A 16,974-nucleotide genomic window follows, 5' to 3' on the forward strand; every position below is an offset into this window, starting at 1 on the left:
AGCGACCGCGCGCCGCCACCGATGGCGATGGCGTTCCCCGTCACCGGGACGCCGAGGTCGGCGAGGGCCCGCTCCCCGCGGACCAGGCCGAGCACGACGCCCTCGAAGGCAGCGAGGGCGAGCTGCTCGCGGCTCGTCGCGGTGGTGAGTCCGGCGAGCATGCCCCGCGCGGCGGGGAGCCGCGGCGAGCGCTCCCCGTCGAGGTAGGCGGCGAGCACGGGACGGTCGGGGGCGAGCGGCGCGTCGAGGGCGAGGGCCGTCAGCGTGGCATGGTCGACGGCGAGCAGCCGCGCCATCGTGTCGGTGACCTTGGTGGCGTTGAGCGTGCAGACGAGCGGCAGGTACCCGCCGGTGACGTTGGCGACGCCGTCGACGGCTCCGCGGGGGTCGACGACCGGGTCGGGCGTGGTGGCGAACACCACGCCGGAGGTGCCGAGGCTGTAGGCGATGTCGCCGGAGCCGAGACCGATGCCCTGCGCCGCGAGGTGCTGGTCGCCTCCGCCCGCGCTGACGACGGCCGCAGGATCGATTCCCAGCGCCGCGGCGGCCTCGGGGAGGATGCGGCCGGCGGCCTCGTCGGGTCCGAGGACCTCGGGCAGCAGGGCCGCCCAGTCGCGGGGTCCTACGAACTCGTCCAGGATGTCGGTGCGCCACCGCCCTGCGGCGGCCGCGTAGTAGCCGGTGCCCGAGGCGTCGGAGCGGTCCGTGACGTGGCGGCCGGTGAGGCGGAAGGTCAGCCAGTCGTGCGGCACGGCGAGGTGACGGGTGCGGTCCCACGTCTCGGCATCCGTCTCCGCAAGCTGGACGAGCTTGGGCAGGGTGAGCGCCGCCGACGGCACGACGCCGATCTGCTCGGCCCACCACGCCGCGGGGCGGGCCTGGACCAGCGCGGCCGCCTGACCGGCGGAGGTCGTGTCGTTCCACAGGCGCGCAGGGCGCAGCACGCCTCCGTCGGCGCCGGAGACGACGAGCCCGTGGCACTGCGCTCCGACGCCGACGCCGACGATGCGGACGTCGTGGTCGGCCCGCGCCGCGGCCATGGCGAGGACGAGCGCCTCCCACCATGCCTGGGGGTCCTGCGTGCTCACGGGCGGGTGGGTGATCGGGTGCGGCGCCCGGCCGGTGCCGATGAGGGCCCCGGTCGTGGCGTCCCTGAGCTCGACGGTGCAGGACTGCGTCGAGCTGTCGACTCCGGCGACGACGTCGATCATCGCGCACCTCCGCCGGGAGCGGGGATGACGATGCGCGCCGGGTCCGACGGCAGGTCCTCGAGGCGACCGACCGCACCGGCGGGGTGCGTGGTCATGAACTCCGCCCACGTGTACCCGCGGCCGCGCATGAGCACCTCGGCGAGCGCGTCGCCCCAGGCGGACTGGGCGATGGTGATGCCGGTGGCCACGATGCCGCCGATGTCGGCGGAGGGCGACACCGCGACGGCCACGCTGTGGTCGGCGAGCTGTGCCAGAGGGGTCGTGTGGCTCCGGGTGAGCGCGATGACACGGGCACCGCGACCGCGGGTGATGCGGGCGAGCTGCACGACCTCGTCGGAGGCCCCGCCGTTCGAGATGAGCAGGACGACGTCGTCGGCCGTGATCGCTCCGGACGCGCCGTGAAGGCCGTCCATCGGGGAGAACGGCAGTGCGGGAGTGCCGGTGACGGACAGGATGTGCGCCATGCGACGGGCCACGGTGCCGGACGTCCCCGAGCCGCCGACGAAGAGCTTGCCCGTACCGGCGAGGATCAGCGACGCGGCGGTCACGAGCGTGTCGTCGATCGTGTCGATGAGCGCCGTCACGGCATCGGCCTCGGCCCGCAAGCGCTCGCGCGCCACCGCCAGGATGTCGTCATTGACCGTCAACACGTCTCCTTCGATCGCGCCTGAAGATTCACTTCGCTCATCTGTGATGCTTGGATGTACGTTTGAGCATAGGAAAGCGGCCGGAGCCGGAGGAAGGCAGAATCACATATGTCACAATTTCGTGATTCCAGCGCTCAAACGAGCGAGGTGCCGAAGGGCCTGGAACACGAGCGCGCACTGATGGCCGCGGTGGCCAGGGCGCATTATCTCGAGGACCGATCCCGGGTCGAGATCTCCGATGCCCTCGGTATCTCCCGGTTCAAGGTGGCCCGGCTGCTCGCTCGCGCCAAGGAGGAGGGCGTGGTCACGATCGAGATCCACGACTGGGGTCTGCCGGACGTCGAGCTCAGTCAGCGCCTGCAGGACAAGCTCGGCCTCGAGAACTGCCTCGTCGTCCGTTCCCATGGCGACGACGACGACGTCCGCCGCCAGATCGGCGCTGCCGCGGCCCGCGCCCTCAGCGACACCCTCCATGAGGACGAGGTGCTGGGCGTCACCTGGGGGCGCACGCTCACGGCCACCGCGAGCCAGTTCGCCCATCTGCCGCGCCTGTCGATCGTGCAGCTCACCGGTGTGGTCGCCGGCGATCTCGCCTCCTCCCCCATCGAGGTCGTCCGGCAGACCTCGCGGCGCGCGGGCGGCGCGGTCTACCCCATCTTCTCCCCGCTCATCGTCGGGGATCGCGAGACCGCGGCGAGCCTGCGCAATCACCCCGACATCCGCTCCGCGATGGACCTGTTCCCCTCCGTCACGACAGCCCTGCTCTCGGTCGGCGCCTGGGACCCGCCCGTGTCGCAGGTGCGGGACGTGCTCCCCATCGACGATCTGGCGAATGCCCTGAAGAAGGGATGCATGGCCGACATCGCAGGGATCCTCATCGGCAGCGACGGCACCCCGGTCGACGATGAGTTCCAAGACCGCTGCGTGAACATCTCCTACGCGGAGCTGCAGAAGGTGCCCCGCGTCGTCGCGGTGGCGGGCGGCGCCGCCAAAGCCGACGCGATCCGCACGGTCTCCCGGGTGGGCCTCATCACCGAGCTGTTCACCGATCACGCGCTCGCCCAGGCCGTGCTCGCGGAGGACGCGTGATCCAGGTCGCCGGGTCGCTGTGGTCGGTGCCCGCGACCGAACGACGGGCGACCGCCGAGCGGCTGCGGGCGGCCGGACTGCGCCGCCTGCACTGGGACACGACCGACGGACGGTTCGCCGCGGCAGGCGGCTTTCGCCCCGAGGAGGCGGCGACCCTCGCCGCTGAGACCGGTCTGACGGCGGAGGCACACGTCATGGCGCGGCGTTCGGCGGTGGAGGTCGACCCGTGGACCGATTTCTGCGACCTCGTGATCGTGCACGTCGAGAGCGACGACTGGGAGGCCGCCGTCGATCGCATCGCGCGTCGCGGCGGCACGCCCGGCCTGGCGGTGTCACCGCAGACGCCGGCGACGAGCGTGCCGGCGGACATGGCGGTGCTCTGCATGTCGATCGTGCCGGGTCAGGCCGGCAGTGCCTTCGACCGCGCCGTCCTCGCCAAGGTCACTGCCCTGCGGGAATCCTCGCCGTCGCGTCGCATCGGCGTCGACGGCGGCGTGCGCCGGGCCGACGCCGCAGCCCTCGCCGCGGCGGGGGCGGACTGGGTCGTCGTCGGCACCGATCTCGTCGGCGACCGGACCGCGGCCTGGGCCGACGTCCTCGCCTGATCGCGGTCAGGCGGCCGGAGGCAGATCCCGCCCCAGCGTCCGCGCCGCCTGACGGGCCATGCCCCACGCCACGTACTCGCCGGGCGGCGGCGCGTCGATCGGGATGTCGAGGATCAGCGGCGCGATCGCCCGCACCGCCGCCGACCGCGCACCGCCGCCGATGAGGATCCCGCGCTCCGCCGGCACCCGGAGGTCCCGGATGGCGTCGAGGCCATAGCGCAGACCGCCGAGCACCCCTTCGAACGCCGCGCGGGCGAGGTTCTCCCGCGTCGTCGACCCGAGTGTCATGCCGAAGAGCGTCCCGGTCGCATCCGGGAGGTTCGGCGTGCGCTCTCCCTCGAAGTACGGTTCGAGCATCAGTCCGCCCGCGCCGGGCTCCGCGGCGAGGGCGAGTCGGCCGAGCCCATCGTGGTCGACGCCGAGAAGGGCCGCGACCACGTCGAGCACCCGGGCGGCGTTCACCGTGGCGACGAGGGGCAGATGGCCGCCGGCCGCATCCGCGAAGCCCGCCACGGTTCCGGTGGGATCGACCGTGCGGTGCGCACTCGTGGCGAAGACGGTGCCGCTCGTGCCGAGCGAGAGCACCACGTCGCCGACGCCCGCGCCCAGACCGAGCGCCGCGCCGGCGTTGTCCCCGGACCCGGGACCGACCGGGCGCCCCCGGGCGTCGTCGACGGCTGCGTCGTGGGCGAGCACCCGCGGCAGGATCGCATCCTGTCCGAGCGCCGCGCAGAACAGTTCGCGGTCGTACCCGGCATCGGTCCAGTACCCGGTGCCGGACGCCTCCGAGCGATCGGTGACGACCTCTTCCAGCACGGCGCCGCGCTCGCTCTCCGGTCCGAAGCCGCGCAGGCGCCACGTGAGCCAGTCGTGCGGGAGCGCCACCGAGGCCACCCGGCGCGCGTTCGCGGGCTCGTGCTCCCGAAGCCACCGCACCTTGGTGAGCGTGAAGGAGGGCACCGGCACGAGTCCCGTACGCGCGGCGAGAACCGCCGCACCGTGCTCGGCGATGAGCGCGGCGGCGGCGTCGGCCGAGCGCAGGTCATTCCACAGCAGAGCAGGCCGGATGACCCGGCCCTGTGCGTCCAGCGCGACCATTCCGTGCTGCTGACCACTGATCGCCCAGGCCTCCACGTCGTCGAAGCCGCCTGCGACTGCGATCGCCGCCTGCAGAGCACGCCACCACTCCTCGGGATCGACCTCGGTCCCCGGCGGGTGGGGAGCGCGACCCTCCCGGATCACCCGGCCGGAGACCGCATCGACGATGACGACCTTGCAGGACTGCGTCGAGGAGTCGATTCCCGCCACGAGTTCCATGGTGCGATCATCCCATGCCCGACCTCACCGCCCGTCGCGACGGCCGCGACCCGGATCCCGCTGCGGACCGGCTTACAGCCAGCCCTTGCGCTTGAAGGCCGCGTAGAGCCCGACCCCCATCGCGACCATGAGCAGCACCGCCATGGGGTACCCGAACACCCAGTGCAGCTCGGGCATGTGGTCGAAGTTCATGCCGTAGACCGTGCCGACGAGCGTCGGGGCGAAGAGGATCGCGGCCCAGCCGGAGATCTTCTTCACCTCGTCGTTCTGGCGGATGCTCAGCTCCGTCATCCGGCGCATCTCGTCGTTCTGGCGCCGCGCGACGATGGTCGACTCGACCGTGAGGGCGTTGTCGAGCACGGAGCGGAAGGTGGCCGCCTTGTCGCTCACGCGCAGGGTGTGGTCGAGCACGTCGCGCAGGTACCGTTGGAGCTCCTCGCTCACGCGGTACTTCTCGGAGCCGCGCAGCAGCGCCTCCAGCATGCCGGCCAGCGGCTGGGTCGCCCGCTGGAAGTCGATCACCTCGCGGCCGAGGTCGTAGATCCGCTGGGTCGCGTCGGCGTCCTCCTCGAAGAGCTGACCCTCGATCTCGTCGATGTCGTTCTCGAGACCGGCCAGGACCGGGGAGTACTCGTCGACCACCTCGTCGAGGATCGCGTAGAGCACCGCCTCGGGACCGTGGGCGAGCAGCGCCGGGTCGGCCTCGAGCCGCCGCCGCACGCGGCCGAGGTCGGGCGACTCCGCATGACGGATCGTCACGACGAAGTCCGGCCCGACCAGCACGTGCACCTCGCCGAACTCGACCTCCTCGCGCTCGTCGAGGTAGCGGGCGGGCCGCAGCACCATGAACAGCACGTCGCCGTACCGCTCCAGCTTGGCGCGCTGATGGCCGGACAGGGCGTCCTCGACGACGAGCTCGTGGATGCCGAACTCGTCGGCGACGGCCCGGACCTCCTCCGCGCTCGGGCGGTAGAGGCCGATCCACCCCATGCCCCGCCGTTCCCGGATCCGCTCGAACGTCTCGTTCAAGCTGCGCGGGTTCTCGGCGCGCACTCCGTCCACGTAGATCGCGTTGTCGACGATCGCCATCCGGACCTCGCTCGCTCGGGCCGGGATCACTCCGCCGGCGGAATGCAGGGAAGAGCCGCCTCCGCCGTCGCCGCGTGGTACTGCTCCGCGGTGAAGGGGAGACCGAACTCGGGTGCCGTCTCCCCGGACGCGGCCGGCGCCTTGGAGGCGATCGCCGCGAGCTCCCACGAGAGCTGCTGAGCGAACACCGCTCCGGCGGTGGAGTCGTTCAGCACGACCGCGACGGTGAACCCCGTGGTCGGATCGGAGTAGGCCGCGGTCGCGTACCCGGGCGTCCACCCGTGCTGACCGATCATCGACCCGGCGATGTACGCTCCCCCGGTCGCCTGGTACCAGGTCGGCGCGTCCTCGGCCACGGGCAGCGGAGTGGCGAACCGGTCGGGATCGTCCTTCGTGCGCAGGGCCTGCGTGGCCTCGGCCTGGATGTAGCGACCGAGATCGGTGATGGTCGACACGGCCCCGGAGTCGGTGAAGCCGGTGCTCGACGACAGCGTGGTGATGTCGACGGGGGCGGCGCAGTCGTAACCGCCCTCGCCCTTGTTCATGTAGTGCCCCTCGAGCACGGGGCCGTCCGAGGGCGGCGCGGCGGCCGCGGGCGGAAGCGACGTCTCGGCCAGCTCGAGCGGCTCGGTGACGTACTCCGCGATGAGCTCACGCGCGCTCATCCCGGACGCGCGCTCGAGGGCGAGCCCGAGCAGGAGGTACCCGGCGTCGGAGTCGCGGAACGTCGTGTGCGGAGCCACGCGGGTGCGACCGAGGCCGTACCCGGCGAGCTCGAGCGGCGCCCACACACGGTCGGGGGTGTTCTTCCACGCCGCCTTGACCGTCTTCTCCGAGGAGCCGGCCCCACTGGTCCCGTTGCAGAGGTCGAGCAGGGTGATGTCGTCCATGTCGGCGACGCCGGAGACGTACTCCGGCACCTTCGCGTCCAGCTCGACCGTGCCCTCGTCGGCGAGCGCGTAGAGCACGTCGCAGGTCATCAGGCGGGTCACGTCGGCGATGCGGAACGACATGTCGGTGGAGAGCTCGCCGCCGTCCGCCTTGCTCTGCGTGCCCGTGGCGGCGACCCAGGTCCCGCTCCACGGCACCCAGACGCCGACGATCGCGCCGCTTGCACCGGAGGCCGCGATCGCGTTGTCGACGGCGCCCTGGAGTGCGGCGACGGTCTCGTCGGGCAGGGTCGCGTCGACCTGCTCGGGCGGCGTATAGCTGAAGGTCTCCTCAGAGGAGCATCCGGTGAGGACGAGACCGAGGACGGCCGCCGTGGCCGCTGCGGCGCGCCACCGGCGCGACGAGAGAAGCTGCATGTGTGGGAACCCCCGAAGACGTGTCTCCTGAGTCTAGAGCGCGGATGCTGAAAGTCGGCCCCGCGAGCCGTCGTAGGGTGTCCCTGTGCCCCATGACTTCGCTGCCGACGTGATCGCCGCCGTCCTCCGCCACATGAACGACGACCACACCGACGACAACCTGCTCATCGCCCGCGCCTTCTCCGCACCGCCCGTGGACGACGTCGACGGCGCCGTGATGACGGGCTTCGACGGGGAGGCCGGACGGTGGGAGGTCTCGCGTGGCGGCGCGACGTCGGAGCTCCGGGTGCCGTGGCCGGGCGGTCAGATCACCGAGCGCCGGGAGGTCCGCCGGGAGATCGTGGCGCTGTACGACGACGCCTGCGCCCGCCTCGGCGTGGAGCCCCGACCTCACGACTGACCGCCGGCGGCGCCCCGGGCTTCCCTCCAAGGTTAGGCTGCCCTTACACTGAAGCCATGCCCGAGATCCTCTCCTTCTCCGCCGCCCTCCGGGAGCGCTCCTCCGGTTCGCATTCCCGCAGCGAGACGGCGGGCTTCATGTCCGATCTCCTCAAGGGCGAGGGGTCGCGCGAGGACTACATCGCGCTCGTCGCGCAGCACTACTTCATCTACGACGCGCTCGAGGGCGTCGGCGAGCGGATGCGCCAGGACCCGGTGGTGTCGGTGTTCCTGAGCGACAAGCTCACGCGCCTCCCCGCGCTCGAGGCCGACCTCGCCTTCCTCCTCGGACCAGAGTGGCGCGAGCGGATCGCTCCGCTGCCCACCACGCAGCGCTACGTCGAGCGCATCCGTCAGGTCGGCGCGACGTGGGCGGGCGGTTTCGTCGCCCACCACTACACCCGCTACCTCGGCGACCTCTCCGGCGGCATCTTCATCGGCCGGGTGATGGCGCGGCGCTTCGGCTTCGAGACGAACGGCATCGGCTTCTACCTCTTCGACGACATCGCCGACCCCTCCGCCTTCAAGGACGTGTATCGCGAGCAGCTCGACGCCGCTCCGTGGGACGAGGCCGAGCGCGAGCGCGTCATCGACGAGGTGCTCCTCGCGTACCGCTTCAACACCGAGCTGTTCGAAGACCTCGACCGCGCCCGCGCCGCCGCCTGACCCGGCGGTCGCCGTCAGGTCCGCGGCAGCTCGGGCGTCGAGGCGGCGAGCCACGCATCGCGCATGAACCGCCGCACGTCCTCGTCCACGCGGATGTCGCTCGGCCGCAGGGGTCGGGAGAGGTAGAGGCCGTCCAGCGACGTGAGACGGCTGAGGGCGACGTAGGTCTGTCCCGGCGCGAACGCCCCGGAGCCCAGGTCGATCACGGCCCGGTCGTAGGTCTTGCCCTGCGACTTGTGGATCGTCACGGCCCAGGCCAGGCGCAGCGGGAACTGGGTGAACTCGGCCACGACGTCCCGGGAGAGCTTCTTCGTGTTCGGGTCGTAGGCGTACCGGAACCGCTCCCAGACGGCCGGCTCGACGTCGACCTCCTCGCCGTCGATCTCCACGCGCACGGTCCCGCCGAGGATGCGGGTCACCGTCCCGATGGTGCCGTTGACCCAGCGCGGCGGCTCTCCGGTCATCGCGGTGTCGTTGCGCAGGAACATCACCTGCGCCCCCACCTTGAGCTTGAGCTCGGACTCGGCGGGGAGGGAGGCCTCTCCGCGTCCGAAGTCGCCGCTGACCTCCGCCCGCGCGGTCTGCTCCTTGCCGGGGAGCGCGGCCAGATGCCGGCTGTTGATGCTGTTCACGATGTCGTTGCGGGTGGCGAGGGTGATCATCGGCACCTCGCCCGGCTCGGGGTCCGGAGGGGTGCGCGCGCCCTGGGCGTTGAGGATCCCGGCGATCTCCGCCGTCACCCGGCCGTAGCGGACCGCGTTGAGCATGGACTTGAAGCCGTCGTCCGACTGGCGGTGGATCTGCACGAGCTCCCGCACGTGCAGCTCCGCCCGGGTGTCCACCTCGAACAGCGCCCCCTGGCCCCCCTGGGTCCCCGAGCCTGTCGAAGAGTGGGTCCCTGAGCCTGTCGAAGGGCCCGCCCACACCTTCGCGTCGAAGAACCAGAACGACCGGTAGTGATCCTTCACGTACCGGGCCTCGTCCCCGCGCGGGGGGACGGGGGCGAGCTGGTACGGGTCGCCGAACATGACGATCTGCACGCCGCCGAAGGGCTCGCCCCGTCGGCCCCTGGCCTGCCGGAGGGAGCGGTCGATGGCGTCCATGAGGTCGGCGTTGACCATGGAGATCTCGTCGATGACGAGGGTCTCGATCGCGTTGAGGATCCGTCGGGTCGCATCGTTCTGGTCGATGTCCCCGTCCCCGATCAGCCCGATCGGCAGCCGGAAGAGAGAGTGGATCGTCTGCCCCTCGACGTTCAGGGCCGCGACGCCGGTGGGGGCGCAGATCGCGATCTGCTTCTTCGTGTTCCAGGCGAAATGCTGCAGCAGCGTGGACTTGCCGGTGCCCGCGCGTCCCGTGATGAAGACGTGCTCCCTGGTGTCCTCGATGAGCCGGAACAACTCCTGCTGCTCCTCGGACAGGGCGGGAAGGGACACGGTTCTCACAGGGCTGGCGGGGCGGACACGGGACGCTCCCCCATGGTACGTGCCCCGTCCGGTGGGGGCTCGCCGACGCTCGGCGTCCCCTCAGGACGCCCTCCTAGACTGACCGGCATGGAGCGGGCCGGGACGCGCGCGCCCCGGCGGTCGCGCCTGGGCGCCGATCTGGCGATCCTCGGGCTCATCGGCGTCCTCCTGCTGGCCGCGATCGGCGCCGGGGGTGCGACCCTCTACCGGCAGTTCTACGGTCCGTCGGCCTTCGTGGTCCGCTATCTCGATCTGCTCGCCGAGGGGCGCGCGGCCGACGCCCTCCGGGTCCCCGGCGTCGCGATCGATCGGGAGACCCTCGACGAGGCCGGGATCGACCCCGCCGCATCCGAGGCGATGCTGCGCCGCTCCGCCCTCGGCCCGCTCACCGACATCGAGGTCGAGTCGGAAGAGACCTCCGGCGACGACACCGCGGTCACGGTCAGCTACCGGGCGGGCGGCCATTCCGGGACGACCACCTTCCACGTCACGCAGGACGGCTGGGCGGGGGTCACCCCGAACTGGCGCTTCACGACGAGCCCCCTGGCGGTGGTCGAGCTCACCGTGCGCGGCTCCGACAGCTTCGCCGTGAACGGCTTCGAGGTCGACCGTCGCCAGGTCTCCGCCGCCGGCGCCGCCGCCGCTCCGCTCGAGCCGCTGCCCCTGCTGGTCTTCACCCCCGGTGTCTACTCCGTCACCGTGGACACCGCGATCTCGGAGTCGTCCGGCCACGGCGTCCTCGCCGACAAGCCGCTCGCCGTGACCCCGTTGGACGTGCAGTCGGAGCCGACGGAGGAGTTCGTCGAGGTCGTCCAGGAGCGCGTCGAGGAGTTCCTCACCGGCTGCACCACGCAGGAGGTGCTCCAGCCCACGGCCTGCCCGTTCGGGCTCCGCGTCGAGAACCGGATCGCGTCGCCTCCGAAGTGGTCGATCGCCCAGCAGCCCGAGATCATGGTCGCGCCCTCCGACGACGGCCACTGGCAGATCCCGCCCACGACCGCCGTGGCGCACGTCGAGGTCGAGATCCAGTCGCTGTTCGACGGCTCCGTCGAGCCGGTCTCCGAAGACGTGCCGTTCCGCGTGAACGGATCGATCGCGATCCTCCCCGACGGCTCCGCCTCGATCCGCGTCGGATCGCCGGACGACCTCGGGCAGTGAAGCCGTCGCGTCAGCGGCGCTGACGCTCCGCGGCGCGCTGGTCGCGGGCCGCGAGGTCGGCCAGCCGGGCGTTGTACTCCTCCAGCTCGGCGTCGCCCGTGCGGTCGGCGTGCCGATCGCGACGGCGCTGGAGCTTGGTGTCGCTCCGGCTCCACTGGATCGCGACCGTGATGGCGAGGATGAGCGTGGGGATCTCCCCGATCGACCACGCGATGCCGCCGCCCACGTACTGGTCGGTCATCGGGTCGGCACCCCAGTCGCGGCCCATCGCGCCGAACCAGTCTGCGACCATCAGCCCTTCCTGCATCATGATCGCCATGCCGAAGAACGCGTGCATCGCCATCACCGCGATGAGGGTGATGAGCCGGCCGGGGTACGGCAGGCGGTACGGCACGGGGTCGGCGCCGATCAGGCTCATCACGAACAGGTAGCCCGAGATCAGGAAGTGGATGACCATCCACTCGTGCCCGAGGTGCTCGTACATCGACCAGCGCACGAGGTCGGTGAAGTAGAACGCCCAGAGCGACAGGATGAAGATCGCCGCCGCCACGATGGGGTGCGTGACGACCCGCGCGAACGGCGAGTGCACGGCCCACATGATCCACTCCCTGCCGCCGCGCGTGCCGTCGTCGCGCTTGTGGACGGCGCGCAGGGCGAGGGTGATCGGCGCCCCGGAGACCAGCAGCAGCGGGATCGCCATCGAGAGCATCATGTGCCCGAGCATGTGCACGCTGAAGAGGTACTCCTGGTAGGCGTTGATGGGACCACCCGTGACCCACACCAGCAGCAGCAGGCCGAGCACCCAGAAGACGGTGCGGTGGATCGGCCAGCGGTCGCCGCGGAGCCGGAGCCGGCGCACGCCCGCGAGATAGAGGAAGAGTCCGAAACCCGCCGCGACGAGCCACAGCACGTCGATGTCCCACGCCGTGAACCAGCGCTCCAGGGTGAGCTCGGGCGGCAGCAGCGATCCGGTGAGGATCTGCGCCGGGGTCTGCGCGAACGCCGCGACCTCGCCGGTGGGCGGGGGCGTGCGCGCGAGCGCGGCCGCGGCACCGGAGGCGAGTCCCATCAGCGCCACCTCACCGAGGACGAGCGCCCAGAACCACCGGGACGCGCGGTCCCCGCTCAGCTTCGGGATCAGACGCGTGCGGTACCAGGCGCCGAGCAGCCCCATCCCGACGAGCAGAGCGGCCTTGACGACGACGATGAGTCCGTAGGGGGTGGTCCACACGGCCTCCCAGCTCCCGACAGCGACGATGGAGCGGGTGAAGCCGGAGACGGCGACGACCGCGAAGGCCGCGATCGCGAGGGAGGAGTACCGGCCGACGAGCGTGGGCAGATCGAGGCCCTGCTGCCCACGGAGGAGCACGAGGAGGAGCAGTCCGCCCAGCCACACGGCCGCGCCGATCGTGTGCAGGAGGATGGAGTTGACGGCCATGTTGTGTCCGTCGAGGTCGCCGGCGTGCCCCTGGGTGGCGAGCGGCAGGAACGACACCGCGGCCAGCAGGGCGGTGAGCAGCGTGGGCGTCCAGGTGCGCCAGGCGAACGCGAGCACCGTGATGACCGCACCGAGGATCGTCGTGATCAACCACGACTGCCCCAGCGGGAGCTCCAGCAGGAAGCGCCCGAGCTGCGAGCCGAACTCGCGCTCGATGCTGAGCTGCGGGTTGAAGGCCGCCATGAAGGAGAAGAAGCCGGCGAGACCCGCGGAGACGGTGAAGACGGCGGCGCCGACCGAGGCGATGTTCAGGGCCGTGTCGAACGTGCGCTCTCCCGCTCGCAGTCCGAACAGGGCCAGCACGAGCGATCCGAGCATGAGCGCACCGGCGAGGTTCATGACGAGCTTCGCGAGCGGTGTGCCCCACAGCACCACGGGTCCGGGGTCCTGCAGCAGCGGCGGGTTCGCCCCTCCCCCGACGAGGAGCGCCCAGACCAGTGCGACGCCGGCGGCGGCGAGGAGGATGACGATGCCGGCGAGACGGTACGCCGACGTCGAGCGCGGCGTCTCGGTGCGGGAACTCACCCCTCCAGCCTAGGCGCGCGCAGCAGGGAGGATGCACGAAGGCCGCCCCCGGAGCGGGGGCGGCCTTCGAAAGGGTGCGGTCTTACTTGACGGCAGCCTTGAGCTTGGAACCGGCGGTCACCTTGACGCGCTTGCCGGCCGGGATCTTGATCTCGGCGCCGGTCTGCGGGTTGCGGCCCGTGCGGGCGGCCGTGTCGACCTGCTCGAACGAGATCCAGCCCGGGATGGAGACCTTGCTGCCCTTGGCGACAGCGTCGGAGACCGTGGCGAACAGCGAGTCGAGGACACCGGAGACGGTGGCCTGGCTCTGGCCGGTGGCGGAAGCGATGCTCGCGACGAGCTCGGTCTTGGTGATGGACTTGTCAGCCATGTCATCCTCCAGCGACGAAGGACCGTCGCATCGTGTGTGGGTGCGAGGAGCGGGTGCTCCCCGTTGGTCGTGTGACCGCCTCGAATGTACCAACGGCCACCCGGATTTCCGCGTCATTTCGCGGGTTTCGACCGATTTCCCGGCGTGTCGCGTCACATTGGCCACTCGCGTCACAGGTTTTCGGTCGCCCTCTGGCCGGTTCAGGCCCCCGCGCGACAACAGGCGCTCCCCTGCGTACGCGCCTGATCCCGCGCGATCGCCTGCGTCGCCGGGCATGCAAAAAGGGCGAGGATCCGAGATCCTCGCCCTTCTTCGCTAGTACTTACCAGCTCGACTTGGTCACGCCGGGCAGCTCGCCACGGTGCGCCATGTCACGGAAGCGGACACGCGAAATGCCGAACTTCGTGAGGACACCACGGGGGCGGCCGTCGATGACGTCGCGCGAACGCACGCGAGCCGGCGACGCGTTGCGCGGCAGCTTCTGCAGGCCGACGCGGGCGGCCTCGCGGGCCTCGTCGGTGGCGTTCGGGTCGACCAGGGTCTTCTTCAGCTCGGCACGACGCTCGGCGTAGCGCTCGACGATGACCTTGCGCTGCTCGTTGCGCGCGATCTTGCTCTTCTTAGCCATGGATCAACGCTCCTCTCGGAATTCGACGTGCTGACGGATGACCGGGTCGTACTTCTTGAGCACGAGGCGGTCGGGGGTGTTGCGGCGGTTCTTCTTGGTCACGTACGTGTAACCCGTACCCGCCGTCGAACGCAGCTTGATGATCGGACGGACGTCCTGAGCCTTCTTGGCCATTAGAGCTTCACACCCTTCGCCTGGAGGTCCTTGACGACGTTCTCGATGCCGCGCGCGTCGATCACCTTGATGCCCTTGGCGGACACGTTGAGCGTGATCTTACGACCGAGCGAGGGCACGAAATAGGTCTTCTTCTGCACGTTCGGGTCGAAGCGACGCTTCGTCCGGCGGTGCGAGTGCGAGACGTTGTGACCGAAGCCGGGAACAGCTCCGGTCACCTGGCACACTGCTGCCATGATGATGACTCCTTCATTACCGTGAGACCGGACGGCCTCACCCAAGATCCCTTGTCTGCACGCCGCCCCGCATGCCGATCTCTCGGCGGAAGAAGGGGGAGCACACGAACTGCGCACAGGAGCGTGCGCAGACGAAGAGTCAGTCTAGCACGGCCTCGGTCGGCCGTTCGAATCGCCTGAATGGCCCCATCTCAGGCCGAAAAGCCGCCATTCGCGCGATTCGAAGCGTCGGCGGCACCCCGCCCCCAGCGGAACGGGGAGACCGTGGGGTCGCCGGGGATCCAGAAGCGCCAGGGGAACGCGTCCGTCCCGGCGACACCCGCCACGCCCACCCGCGGACCCTGAGCCACGTCGACCACGGGAGGGCCGAGCCACAGCTCCGCCCTGGCGCCGTTCTGCTCGTCGCCGGTGATGGCGTCGATGCCGTCGTGCAGGGAGTGCCGCAGCCCCGCGGCCTGTCCGAGCCGCCCTGGTCCGCGCGCGAGGTCCCGGAGGGCGGTGCGGCCGAGCGGCGGGACCGCTCGTCGTCGTCGGGCCGCCGCCTGCACGCCGGACACGATCTCCCCGGCACGCAGCAGGACGCCGTCACCCTGCCCCTCGGGACCACAGGCCACGTTGACGCAGGAGTGGATGCCGTGACTCAGGTACACGTACAGATGCCCGGGCTCGCCCCACATCGTGGCGTTCCGAGCCGTGCGCCCCATGCGGGCGTGCGAACCGGGGTCGGCGACCGCGCCCGTGCCCTGCCCGTGATACGCCTCGACCTCGGTGATGCGCACGCGCACCTCGACGGGGAGGCCGTCCTCGATGACGACGGTCCGCAGCTCCGCGCCGAGCAGCGTCGGCGCGACGTCCACAGCGGAACGCATCACGTCCTCACGGGTGGCGCGGCGCAGGGCCTCCGGCTCCGTCACGTCAGAACCGCGGCGCCGTCTGGCACCAGGACGCGTCGAAGCCGGTCAGCGCCACGAGCTCATCCCCGGTCTTCATGTCGATCAGGTGCGTCTCGAGCTCCTCGGGGAGGGGCAGCAGCATCCCGTCATAGGCGTTGTCGGCCATGTCGGGGGCGATCACGACGGCGGCGTACTGGCCGCTCGGCGACGCGCAGGCCTGGAGGATCGAATCGGCGGCACTCACCTCCACGAGCGGGGTGGCCGCACCGGAGTCGTCGACGCGGATCACGGCCTGGCCCACCGGGAGACCACCCTCGTCCCGGGCGACGACGTGTCGCAGGGTCCCCCCGGGGAACGGGGTGATGGAGGTGGCGCTGCCGTAGTCCGGCTCGGAGGGGGCGAGCGGCTCCTCGGAGCCGTCCGCGAGGTCGAGCTCGACGACCGAGCCGTCCAGCCGCTCGACGATGGCGGTGTACGTGCCGCGGGAGATGCCCTGGATGGTCGTCGCGAGCCCGAGGGACTGCACCCCGGTGTCGGCGGACTGATCGACGAGCGAGAGCGCCCCGTCGAAGTCGATGAACAGCACGGCGGCGCTGTCGGGCACGAACTGCCACACGAAGACGCTCACCTCCTCGTCGCCGACCTCGATGATGCGGGGCTCGTCGTCGCCGCTCAGCGACTGGGTGACGAGCACGCTCGCCCGCCCCTCGGTGTCACTGAGCTCGCGATCGGAGTAGCTGTAGCCGACGAGGTTGCCGCGCTCGGACACCTGGATCGCGCCCACGTAGCCCTCGCCGGGCAGCGGGAGCTCGCGCTGATCGGAGCCGTCCCTGTCCATCACGAGCAGCCGCGACTGGTCGTCGTCCTCGACGGCGGCCACAAGCTGCGTGGACGTGGCCCGGAAGTCGTCGATGCGCGGGTGGGAGAACACCGGCTGCGCGTTCTCCCCGCTCAGATCGGTGCGGAAGATGATGTCGTCGCCGTCGGGGTCGCGGCGCAGCAGGAAGATCGACGACGGCGGGGTCTCGAAGGACGTCGTGAGGTCCGCGGCGGGGCCGCCCCCGGCGCCGGTCACCCCGGCGACGGTGACCGTGTAGGTCGTGTCGTCGTCGAGGGGCACGGTGAAACGCACGCCCACCCCGCGGCCGGCGGCATCGACCGTGAAAGGCACGGAGGGCTCGACGGTGACCTGCTCGGGGTCGATGGCGGAGAGGGGCTGGTTCGCGGTGAGGATGACGCGGCTTCCGGACGATTCGATGGCCTGCGCGGCGTCGACCTGCACGTCGGTGACCCGCGGGCCCTGGAGGAGGCTCACGATTCCGAGCCCCGTGCCGACGAGTACGAGCACTCCGACGACGGCGCCGATCGTGACGAGGAACCGGCGGCGGGACCACGGGGCGCTCCGCGGCGCCTCATCGTCGGCGGGGAGGTCGGTCGTGGGCGTCCAGCCCGGCTCCGCCGCGTCGTCCGGGGCACCGTCTGCTCGGGAGGTGGACGTCGGGCCCGCGGGGGTGAACACCGGTTCGGGTGCCTGCGGGATCGCGGGGATGCCAGCGGCCGACTCCTCTGCCGCCTGCTCCGCGGCTTCGCGCTCCGCGGCACGCTCCGCCGCAGCACGCTCCGCGGCTTCCCGGTCGACGGCTGCCTGCTCGGCCGC

At 71.2% G+C, this 16,974-nt stretch carries 18 protein-coding genes; 5 read left to right on the forward strand and 13 right to left on the reverse strand.

Annotation, left to right across the window (positions count from 1 at the left end; translation table 11 throughout):
* Together D8M34_RS16205 and D8M34_RS16210 are read right to left on the reverse strand one after the other, a co-directional pair.
* Positions 1-1,211 (reverse strand): FGGY family carbohydrate kinase (locus tag D8M34_RS16205; protein ID WP_126894509.1); only part of this gene is annotated, 1,211 nt, incomplete at its 3' end.
* Complete coding sequence (locus D8M34_RS16210; RefSeq protein WP_161973079.1) at positions 1,208-1,858, reverse strand: SIS domain-containing protein; 651 nt, start codon at positions 1,856-1,858, stop codon at positions 1,208-1,210. The genes D8M34_RS16210 and D8M34_RS16205, both read right to left, overlap by 4 nt.
* A 108-nt stretch (positions 1,859-1,966) precedes the next feature.
* On the opposite strand from D8M34_RS16210, the gene D8M34_RS16215 reads away from it, so the two are divergent.
* Complete coding sequence (locus tag D8M34_RS16215) at positions 1,967-2,947, forward strand: sugar-binding transcriptional regulator (RefSeq protein WP_126894511.1); 981 nt, start codon at positions 1,967-1,969, stop codon at positions 2,945-2,947.
* Positions 2,944-3,552 (forward strand): hypothetical protein, encoded by a 609-nt coding sequence (locus D8M34_RS16220; protein ID WP_126894512.1) that lies wholly within the window; start codon positions 2,944-2,946, stop codon positions 3,550-3,552. The genes D8M34_RS16215 and D8M34_RS16220 overlap by 4 nt, the downstream gene beginning before the upstream one ends.
* A 6-nt stretch (positions 3,553-3,558) precedes the next feature.
* Here D8M34_RS16220 and D8M34_RS16225 read toward each other — a convergent pair whose 3' ends face one another.
* From D8M34_RS16225 to D8M34_RS16235, 3 genes are all read right to left on the reverse strand, one after another.
* Positions 3,559-4,869, reverse strand: a complete 1,311-nt coding sequence (locus D8M34_RS16225) for a xylulokinase (RefSeq protein ID WP_126894513.1) — start codon at positions 4,867-4,869, stop codon at positions 3,559-3,561.
* A 72-nt stretch (positions 4,870-4,941) separates the two neighbouring features.
* The gene (corA, locus tag D8M34_RS16230) at positions 4,942-5,958 is read right to left on the reverse strand and encodes a magnesium/cobalt transporter CorA (protein ID WP_025102722.1); all 1,017 of its coding nucleotides are present in this window, start codon (positions 5,956-5,958) and stop codon (positions 4,942-4,944) included.
* A 26-nt stretch (positions 5,959-5,984) separates the two neighbouring features.
* Positions 5,985-7,265 carry a serine hydrolase domain-containing protein gene (locus D8M34_RS16235; protein ID WP_025102723.1) on the reverse strand — a complete coding sequence of 427 codons (1,281 nt, stop codon included), beginning with the start codon at positions 7,263-7,265 and terminating at the stop codon, positions 5,985-5,987.
* A gap of 85 nt (positions 7,266-7,350) precedes the next feature.
* Between D8M34_RS16235 and D8M34_RS16240 the strand changes: the two genes are divergently transcribed.
* Positions 7,351-7,665 carry a DUF2470 domain-containing protein gene (locus D8M34_RS16240; protein ID WP_126894514.1) on the forward strand — a complete coding sequence of 105 codons (315 nt, stop codon included), beginning with the start codon at positions 7,351-7,353 and terminating at the stop codon, positions 7,663-7,665.
* Between the two features lie 56 nt (positions 7,666-7,721).
* Positions 7,722-8,369 (forward strand): biliverdin-producing heme oxygenase, encoded by a 648-nt coding sequence (locus tag D8M34_RS16245; RefSeq protein ID WP_126894515.1) that lies wholly within the window; start codon positions 7,722-7,724, stop codon positions 8,367-8,369.
* Between the two features lie 14 nt (positions 8,370-8,383).
* Here D8M34_RS16245 and D8M34_RS16250 read toward each other — a convergent pair whose 3' ends face one another.
* Complete coding sequence (locus tag D8M34_RS16250; protein WP_164498184.1) at positions 8,384-9,805, reverse strand: ATP-dependent DNA helicase; 1,422 nt, start codon at positions 9,803-9,805, stop codon at positions 8,384-8,386.
* A 117-nt stretch (positions 9,806-9,922) separates the two neighbouring features.
* Between D8M34_RS16250 and D8M34_RS16255 the strand changes: the two genes are divergently transcribed.
* Entirely contained in the window at positions 9,923-10,993 is a 1,071-nt protein-coding gene (locus D8M34_RS16255) for a hypothetical protein (protein WP_025102727.1), read from the forward strand.
* Positions 10,994-11,003: 10 nt separating this feature from the next.
* Here D8M34_RS16255 and D8M34_RS16260 read toward each other — a convergent pair whose 3' ends face one another.
* From D8M34_RS16260 to D8M34_RS19055, 7 genes are all read right to left on the reverse strand, one after another.
* On the reverse strand, positions 11,004-13,016 hold the full coding sequence (locus D8M34_RS16260; protein WP_126894517.1) for a cytochrome c oxidase assembly protein: 2,013 nt from the start codon (positions 13,014-13,016) through the stop codon (positions 11,004-11,006).
* Positions 13,017-13,098: 82 nt separating this feature from the next.
* The gene (locus tag D8M34_RS16265; RefSeq protein ID WP_017203554.1) at positions 13,099-13,386 is read right to left on the reverse strand and encodes an HU family DNA-binding protein; all 288 of its coding nucleotides are present in this window, start codon (positions 13,384-13,386) and stop codon (positions 13,099-13,101) included.
* 322 nt (positions 13,387-13,708) lie between these two features.
* Positions 13,709-14,014, reverse strand: a complete 306-nt coding sequence (gene rpsN, locus D8M34_RS16270; RefSeq protein WP_017829734.1) for a 30S ribosomal protein S14 — start codon at positions 14,012-14,014, stop codon at positions 13,709-13,711.
* Between the two features lie 3 nt (positions 14,015-14,017).
* Positions 14,018-14,188 carry a 50S ribosomal protein L33 gene (gene rpmG, locus D8M34_RS16275; RefSeq protein ID WP_017203558.1) on the reverse strand — a complete coding sequence of 57 codons (171 nt, stop codon included), beginning with the start codon at positions 14,186-14,188 and terminating at the stop codon, positions 14,018-14,020.
* The gene (gene rpmB, locus D8M34_RS16280) at positions 14,188-14,424 is read right to left on the reverse strand and encodes a 50S ribosomal protein L28 (RefSeq protein WP_025102729.1); all 237 of its coding nucleotides are present in this window, start codon (positions 14,422-14,424) and stop codon (positions 14,188-14,190) included. The genes rpmG and rpmB overlap by 1 nt, the downstream gene beginning before the upstream one ends.
* Before the next feature lie 191 nt (positions 14,425-14,615).
* The gene (locus D8M34_RS16285; protein ID WP_025102730.1) at positions 14,616-15,338 is read right to left on the reverse strand and encodes a DNA-3-methyladenine glycosylase; all 723 of its coding nucleotides are present in this window, start codon (positions 15,336-15,338) and stop codon (positions 14,616-14,618) included.
* Between the two features lies 1 nt (position 15,339).
* The coding region (locus tag D8M34_RS19055) for a hypothetical protein (RefSeq protein ID WP_164498185.1) at positions 15,340-16,974 on the reverse strand (1,635 nt) is incomplete at its 5' end.

The sequence above is a fragment of the Microbacterium sp. HSID17254 genome, assembly GCF_003989315.1.
GTDB lineage: Bacteria > Actinomycetota > Actinomycetes > Actinomycetales > Microbacteriaceae > Microbacterium.